Origin of the sequence: uncultured Caballeronia sp. (assembly GCF_964243625.1) — a bacterium.
In the GTDB taxonomy this organism is placed as follows: Bacteria; Pseudomonadota; Gammaproteobacteria; order Burkholderiales; family Burkholderiaceae; genus Caballeronia.
Map to the genome: position 1 here is coordinate 1 of NZ_CAXTGZ010000283.1, position 7556 is coordinate 7556.

Genomic DNA, 7556 nt, shown 5'->3' on the forward strand with positions numbered 1-7556 from the left:
TGTCATCTGAAAGGCGGTACCAGCACCCAGCATCAGTTTAGAGAAGGGCAAGCCGCGAGAATTGACTTCTTGCGAAACTGCTGAAAAATTGCAAATATGCTCGATTCCGCCGGCAAAATAAACAATTCCAATAAGCGCCCGGCCTATTTGACCGAGCGTAGCTGCAATCTGATGGGACATCGCAATCATGACGAAGCTCCAAGTGGCACGCGACGCAACTGAACATCACCATCGTCAGATTTCGTGAAGCACGGTCTTGTCGCTATGCGTATGCTTTTATAAGACGACTCTCCTGACACCAAAGCGGAACACTATTTTGGAGGATGACTCTCCTGGAGACCGTATGCGCCTAAACCACCCCCGTAGTCCACTCATCGCCCAATCTTAGTCTAGGAGCGCTCTCGACGATCTGCATGGCAGCGACAAGTTATGCCTTTTGCCGGCATACGCCCCCACCGGCAGGAGCGTATTGCCATACCTCTCTATATCGCCGTCGCCCCTGTCTCCGGTGACGCATCCAATCCAGTTATGGATGGCCGAAGTCGTATCACTGCGGCTGTAGAATTTTAGACCGCATCGCGGTATCTCTCAAAAACGACAATCCTTCCCGTCCGAGAGAGTCGGTCGACTCCGCCAAGGTACGCCATGTATGCGTGCGCCGGGCCACTGCAGGGTCTTCCCAAGAAAAGGTTTCCACCACGCACCATCCATCGTAATTTATCTCATGCAGCGTTTCAAACACGGCCGGCCAACTTACCAACCCAGTGCCCGGGGTCCCCCGGTCGTTTTCCACTGTGTGCATATGTCTAAGCCATGGACCCGCAATGCGAATTGCCGACGAAAGGCTTTTCTCTTCGATGGTCATATGAGCTGTATCGAGGAGTAACCCGACCCTATCGCTGCCGACCGCTTCGCAGAGTTCCCGACCATCGGCGGCAGTCGCCAAGAAGAAGCTTTCAAAACGGTTAAGCGGTTCGATTGCGAGTGTTACGTTCCGCCGCTCAAGATCGGGAACGAGGGAACGGAAGCCTTCGACCGCCCACTCAAACTGCTCCTTCGTTCGCTTCACACCAGGAAACCAGCCCACCTTCCCATAAAGCGGCCCGACAAGGAGCTTAGATCCAATGTTCGCTGCTACAGATATCGCCTCTCGCAAGTATCCGATCCCTGCCACTCGGCAAGAGGGTTCTGGATGAATCAAACTCAGTTCTGGTGTAGGGGGCGTTGTGCAGAGCGTGCATTCCATGTCCAAGCGTTCAAGTTCACGCCGAATTGCTTGGATTGGGAAATCGTCAAACCCTAGTCGCGAAAACTCTATTCCACCGGCGCCAAGATTGCGCACCCGCTCGATCAGTGTAAGGTCCGACGCGTTGAACGAACCTGTCCATAAGATGCTATTTATACCAAACTGCATAAGACTCTCCAAGAACGTGGGCCACTCCTCGGCAAGAAAATCAGTCTGCTGTAGGAGGCGGCCGCCTCGTCTGCGTCATGAATTCTTCGAGATAACGCTGCCAAGTTGCCGCAACTTTCAGAGTTTGGTGGCCCTTGGAATCAGGACCAGCCTTAAGTGTTATTGCACGCCCGCTATGAACTGTCTGGATGGCACGATCAAGAACACCAAGTGCCGCGACATTTATGTCGTCATCGGCGAAATTTATGGCAAGAAGAGGCGCAATAATGCGGTCTAAATTCCCCGCCGGATCATAGTCGGCAGACGCGTTAAATTCCCATATGACATCGTTTGCGTTCTGACTTTGGAGTGCCTCGTGAGCAACCTGTTTGATATAAGCATCGGTATGCGCCACGTTAGTGAATTGTTCGGCCAACCGCGCAGAACTGTCGAGGAACAAGTTGAAGATGTTCCACGCCAATCCTAAGCTTGGCACCTGACCTTTGCCTCCGCCCGACAAGTAGGCTGGATCGCTGCGGATACTCTGAATCAATAACCGGCGCATTAGCAGATTGCGTCCGCTAATAGGCGCTGGAAGACTTGCGATAGGCACCAGCGCATCCATCATTTCAGGATATCGTTGCCCCCATAACCAGGTCTGCATGCCTCCCATGCTGGTTCCCAGAATGAGACGCAGGTGTGTAAAGCCCAACCCTTGCCTCACAAGATGACATTGCGCATCGACCATGTTGGCGTAACCATACTGTGGAAAGGCTTGCTCAAGCCCATCGCTCGGCTTACTCGATCCTCCATGTCCGATCGAATCTGGCATGACAATAAAGTACTTGTTTATATCTAGCGGTTGACCAGTACCAAACAGATGGTCCGCTATCTCGGGCTCCAGAAACTGAGCACCTGAGCCGGTTGTTCCATGCAACATGAGAACTGCATTATCATTGTCATTCGACCGGTGGCCTAATGTCCGATATTTCAATCGGATATTGAGCCTTTTTCCGTCTGCAAACAAAAAGTCGGGAAGACCGTAGTTTCCCTCGTGGGCATACGCAATCCAGTCCACGACAGCCTCCTCAATAAAATGACAATGCTTCGACGCCAACGCCGGCAGGCACAGTGCGCAGTACTTCGGCCTTCTCCAAGTCGCATATCGACACGCTTCCCTCGTTCTGATTGGCGATGACGACAGTACGGCCGTCGGAATGGAAGGCCATGTTCATCGGTCCTTGCCCGAGATGTAGCAGACTCTGTGTCCCGAGGGTAGCGTCGAAGACCGTTGCAAGCGGTGCGTCGAAACTCGTTACAACCAGATATCGACCGTCTGGACTATAGCGCGCAATTTGGGCCGCTTGATCGTGGCCGTCGAGCCGGATCGTACGTACAACCTCATCGGATGCCGTATCAACTACGATTATTTCCGGCAGCTTTGCGTCGACTAAGACGACAGTCTTTCCATCCGGGGACATTCCTATTCCAGCGAGACCGTTTGGGGCGGGGATCTTCTTAATGCGCGCGCCCACTGTCAAATCAATCACGCTGCCAAACGTATCCTCCTCGTTCTCAGAATACAACTTCGCACCGTCGGGCGTGACCTCAATTCGGTGGGCTTTATTGGAGCCGACTTCGATGACGTTTTTGATCGTTCCTAATTTGGCGTCCATCTCCAGTATCGCCCCGCTGTTTTCACAGACGCAATATAGCTCGCCGCGAGGTCCCCAGCGAAGCCCATGCGGCGCTAGGTAGGGGTAAGTACTGAAGTCGCCGACATGTCGCCTTTTCTCAAGATCAAAGACCGCCACCAAGTGTCCAGGTCGAGGATTTTTACCGTGAATACCATCACCGTAGATGGGCACATAGGCCATCGTCTGATCTGGAGAAACCGACACCTCATGCACACGCGGAGCGAATCCATCAAGGGTCAGCGTTGTTGCGTACGTATTCGGGTCGAGAAACAAGACCTGATTTCCGACCTTGTCGATTGCGATGACGCCACGGTTACCAGTTTGAAAATTAGCATCTGCCAAAACTGTTCTCCTATGAATGAGTCAAGTCATTGCATGCTTCAACGCCAACGCTCGGATGACAAGCCATAGCGCTAGAGACTATCCACGCATGCTCTCGAAAAAGCAGCTTGGCTGTACGCGACTAAGCGCCCATCGCATAGCAGCAAAGCCTGTGGAGTGTCATACACCAAGCGGGCGCCGTTAGCAGTCGCTGCCCAAACGTCTTCTAGAATGACTCCGGTCAGTGCGTGCACCTGAGATCCATTTCGGCCCTCATTTTTTACACATGGGTTCGTTCCCGGTATCTATGTCTGCGCAGATCCGGAAAGGCGGCAAATCGATGGCACTCAATTGCCGCCGACAGAATCAGTATAGGAAATAATCGTCCCCAAATCAAGCGCCTGCCACATGTTTCTTGGCCGCATGGGTCTTGCCCACATGTACGACGTATGTTCTCGTTCTTTAATTGAGCGATGCGAATGGTCTTGATCAAACCAACTCGGACGCTCAAATATTCTCCAGCATTCGTCCGGTGCGCTTCCCTGCGCGCCAAAAAACTTGCAGGACTGCAGAAACATCCTGCTCTAACGCACCATACCCGGATGGCAGCGAATCTACCGAGGGACCTTCGACCCCGTGCACCTCAATTGCGTTCGCAACAAAGCCGCTTTCGATCATCGAATACAGTAACGCCTTGAAGTCCGCGCCTTCTGCACGCCCCTTTGGCATGCTTATCGCCTGCTCGATGAGCATAAACCGTCCGTCTAACATCCGAGGGCCGGGGACTCTCCGCGCATTGGCCTGTAATTGTTGCTTCACGACCGCTGCCACTCATGGCGATCGGCAAGCATCATGTGACCACGCCTGCCGACGTCGGCGATCACACGATCGTTACCCAGATAATTTCCTCATGGGCGGCATCACCGCATCCACGCCAGACTATTCGCAAGTTGACATACCCGGCGAGCCCATGCACAAAGCGGCGCGGAACATAAAAATTGCGGCCCATACCTTCGCAAAATTATAGCCAATGAAACCTTGGCTTATGGGCGATCTAGCGAACGATCGCGAATCCGATCCGCAGCCAACTCCGCAAGCATCAACGTTGGTAAGTTCGTGTTCGCGCTGGGGATAACAGGCATCACGGACGCGTCAACGACAAACAAATTACTAGTACCATGCACGCGGAACGATTCATCGACCACCGCCATGCTGTCATTTTTGCTGCCCATTTTGCAGGTTCCGACCGGGTGACCCATCGGGCAAATCGAGGAAAGAATTTCCTCATCTGAAGTTTCGCGGCCGCCGCTGGCGCAAACTACGGGCGCGACCCTGCCAAATGCGCGGCCGACGAGCATCCGACGGATTGGGCTGGGAGAATTAAATGCTGCTTCGGCCGCGAACGAAAGCACTTTACCCGCAAATCCGGAACGATTGAACTGCCCAATTGCCAACTTGCCGGGCAAGATAAAAGCCTCCTGATACTGCGCGGCGACATCCGGGTCGCGCAGTATCCGTTCAGTCAATCGCGCCGTCTGCAGCATGCGGGGCGGATCAGAGGGATCAGACATCAAACGAAAATTGACTTCCGGACTTTCAAATGGATCGATGCTTTTAAGCCTGACGAAGCCCCGAGAGTTAGGCGCATAGAGTGCGCTCGCCATCAGAGCGAAACCCGGTCCAAACGATGCGCCACTCACTCGCCCGATTGCGTAAGCGAACAGGTCACCTGTCGGGCAACCCGGCGCGCCGGAAGATGCCCTTAAACCCGCCACACCAAAACACCGGAAATTACTTGCCACACGTTTGGCACGCGGAAGCGTGAGCGCATAGAACATATAAGGATGATTTTGCAAGTTCCGGCCGACCCCTGGTCGATCTATCACAACCTGAATGCCAAGCGAAGCCAGATGATCCGGCGGCCCAATGCCCGAACGAAGCAGGATCGTGGGCGAATAGATGCCGCCGGATGACAAGACGACGTTTCGAGCAGAGAGATGGATCGGCGCACCAGCCCGGATCGCATCGACCCCCACAACAGTTCCTCCGTTCATGCCCAGCTTCGTTGCCTGTGCATTGGCGAGTATGACCAAGTTGCGGCGCTTGCGTACATCAGCCGACAGATAGCAGCCCGAACTTGTTTCACGCGCTTTCGCACCGACAGCAAGCGGCATCGGAAAAAAACCGTCGACTGGCGTCTCATTAATATCCGGGACAAAGGGCAAGCCGATGCGCGCTGCGGCGTGCTCCATCGCACGAACAAACGCCGGCCAGCGCTCCTTCGGGATACGAGAGATTGCGTGAGGTCCGCGCGGAAAGTCCTTGCCAGGTAAATCAAGATCGTTTTCAACCTTCCGAAAATACGGAACAACCGCTTCCCAACTAAATGCCGCGGGATCAACGTCGGTCCAGCGAAGGTAGTCGGATGGAGCGCCACGGAGAGCAAGCATGCCGTTGATGGCGGAGCCGCCGCCCATCACCCGCGCTTGCGGATAGCTCCGGGGTGGCGCTCCGTCTGTCGCGGTGGCGGTGAGGCCTTGCCAGAAATACTTTGGGTTCAGCGCCGACGTAGGAAATGCATCCTGTATGTCGGCCGGCGTGCTTTCTGGTAGCGTGTCATCCCCTGCCTCGATCAGAAGCACGCGACAGGACGGATTTTCAGAAAGACGCGACGCTATCACAGCGCCAGCGGTGCCACCGCCGATAACAAGAAAATCAAACTCCATCGCTCCTCCAGACTTAGCACTCCATACATTTCCCCTCGGCCAATCCTCCGGTTCGACGGAACACTAGCGGGACGATACCTCTTCTTAGGCGTCTTCGACGCCTCAACGCAACAAGGGGGATATCTCAGGCACTGCCTCCTGACCAGGCACGTTCGATTAACCGAATCAAGCTCTCGCGTTCAACCACGCGTGGATTGCGGTATGGATTGGCCATGATCTGATCCACTGCACGCAAGACGCCATCGCGCGGCATGCCTATTCCAGCCAATGCTTGCGGAATATCACTCCGACGTACCAGTTCGTGCAGCGCAAGCACGGGATCATCGGTAGCCATCGCACGCTTCAGGCGCGTTAACGCTTCCGGTATCGCCATCGCGTTGTACTTTAATGCGTACGGCAAAACGATCGCGTGCATTTGCGCATGGGGCAAATCGAACAGGCCGCCGAGCGTGTGGCACAGTTTGTGGTGCAGACCCATCGTTGTCGCGCCCAGGCAGCACGCGCACAGCCACGCGCCATAGAGCAGATCCGATCGCGCCCCGGCATCGTCGCCGGCGTGCATCACGCGCGGCAGCGCATCCACGATTGCGCGAATGCCCTCTTCTGCCATCAACGATGTGATCGGGTTAGCATCGGGTGCATAGAGCGCCTCTACAGCGTGCGCCATCGCATTGAACGCCGACGTGGCGGACATTTTTGCTGGCAAGCTCAGCGTTAAATCAACGTCGTAGATCACGACCTCGGGCAAAACTTTTGGGCTGCGCCGGGTCGTCTTTAACCCGTCCTGTGTTTCTCCAAGCAACGGAGTCATCTCAGAGCCTGCGTACGTTGTCGGCAATACGATCTGCGGCAAATCCGTACGTAATGCGATCGCCTTACCCAGACCGGTCGTCGAGCCACCACCCACGGACACCACGCCGTCGATATCCAACGCACGAACGACATCGAGCGCGCGTCCAGTCACCTCAACGGGCGTGTGCATCAGCGCACCGTCAAACGCACCGGCAGCCCGCTCGCCAAGCTGGGTCTGCATGTCAGTTGCCAGCGTTGCCTGCTCCGATGTTGATAGAACCAGCAGACGGCTCAAGCCGAGCCGGTCCGCTTCATCCGGAAGGCGCGCACGGGTGCCGTGCCCGAATATTACTCGGGCAGGCTGAACGTCATACACAAATGACTGTGGCATGAATGCCCCTTTTAGCTCGGCTGCGGGATCGCGCCGGATTGAACCGCAAGCAGGCGCCAGCCATCAGGCTTACGTACCCAGACGGCTAGCGCGCGACTGTCGAATGCTCCGAACAGGCCGCGACTGATCAGGCGAATCGACATCTTGCAGAACACCAGTGCGATATCCCCGTCCAACTGAACCCGCTGCTCTGTGCGATCCACATTTTGGTAGCCCCATACACCCGGTTGCAAGCC

General features: G+C 55.3%; 8 protein-coding genes. All 8 read right to left on the reverse strand.

Annotation, left to right across the window (positions count from 1 at the left end):
- Window positions 1-189 (reverse strand): hypothetical protein (locus ACFFAR_RS18910; protein ID WP_375508268.1); only part of this gene is annotated, 189 nt, incomplete at its 3' end.
- 358 nt (window positions 190-547) lie between these two features.
- The gene (locus ACFFAR_RS18915) at window positions 548-1414 is read right to left on the reverse strand and encodes a TIM barrel protein (RefSeq protein WP_174363688.1); all 867 of its coding nucleotides are present in this window, start codon (window positions 1412-1414) and stop codon (window positions 548-550) included.
- Between the two features lie 40 nt (window positions 1415-1454).
- Window positions 1455-2471, reverse strand: a complete 1017-nt coding sequence (locus ACFFAR_RS18920; RefSeq protein ID WP_174363689.1) for an alpha/beta fold hydrolase — start codon at window positions 2469-2471, stop codon at window positions 1455-1457.
- 10 nt (window positions 2472-2481) lie between these two features.
- Window positions 2482-3432 carry a WD40 repeat domain-containing protein gene (locus ACFFAR_RS18925; RefSeq protein WP_174363690.1) on the reverse strand — a complete coding sequence of 317 codons (951 nt, stop codon included), beginning with the start codon at window positions 3430-3432 and terminating at the stop codon, window positions 2482-2484.
- A gap of 486 nt (window positions 3433-3918) precedes the next feature.
- Window positions 3919-4164: a hypothetical protein gene (locus ACFFAR_RS18930; protein ID WP_174363691.1), complete on the reverse strand. Its 246-nt coding sequence runs from the start codon at window positions 4162-4164 to the stop codon at window positions 3919-3921.
- Window positions 4165-4454: 290 nt separating this feature from the next.
- Complete coding sequence (locus ACFFAR_RS18935; RefSeq protein ID WP_174363692.1) at window positions 4455-6137, reverse strand: GMC family oxidoreductase N-terminal domain-containing protein; 1683 nt, start codon at window positions 6135-6137, stop codon at window positions 4455-4457.
- A 124-nt stretch (window positions 6138-6261) separates the two neighbouring features.
- Window positions 6262-7320, reverse strand: a complete 1059-nt coding sequence (locus ACFFAR_RS18940) for an iron-containing alcohol dehydrogenase (RefSeq protein WP_174363693.1) — start codon at window positions 7318-7320, stop codon at window positions 6262-6264.
- Between the two features lie 11 nt (window positions 7321-7331).
- Window positions 7332-7556, reverse strand: a 225-nt coding sequence (locus ACFFAR_RS18945; RefSeq protein ID WP_375508269.1) for a hypothetical protein, incomplete at its 5' end; no start/stop codon positions are given.

Coding starts and splice junctions, on each gene's coding strand:
- ACFFAR_RS18915 (WP_174363688.1), bottom strand. CDS start 1,414: ATGCAGTTTGGTATAAATAGCATCTTATGGACAGGTTCGTTCAACGCG.
- ACFFAR_RS18930 (WP_174363691.1), bottom strand. CDS start 4,164: ATGCTCATCGAGCAGGCGATAAGCATGCCAAAGGGGCGTGCAGAAGGC.
- ACFFAR_RS18935 (WP_174363692.1), bottom strand. CDS start 6,137: ATGGAGTTTGATTTTCTTGTTATCGGCGGTGGCACCGCTGGCGCTGTG.
- ACFFAR_RS18940 (WP_174363693.1), bottom strand. CDS start 7,320: ATGCCACAGTCATTTGTGTATGACGTTCAGCCTGCCCGAGTAATATTC.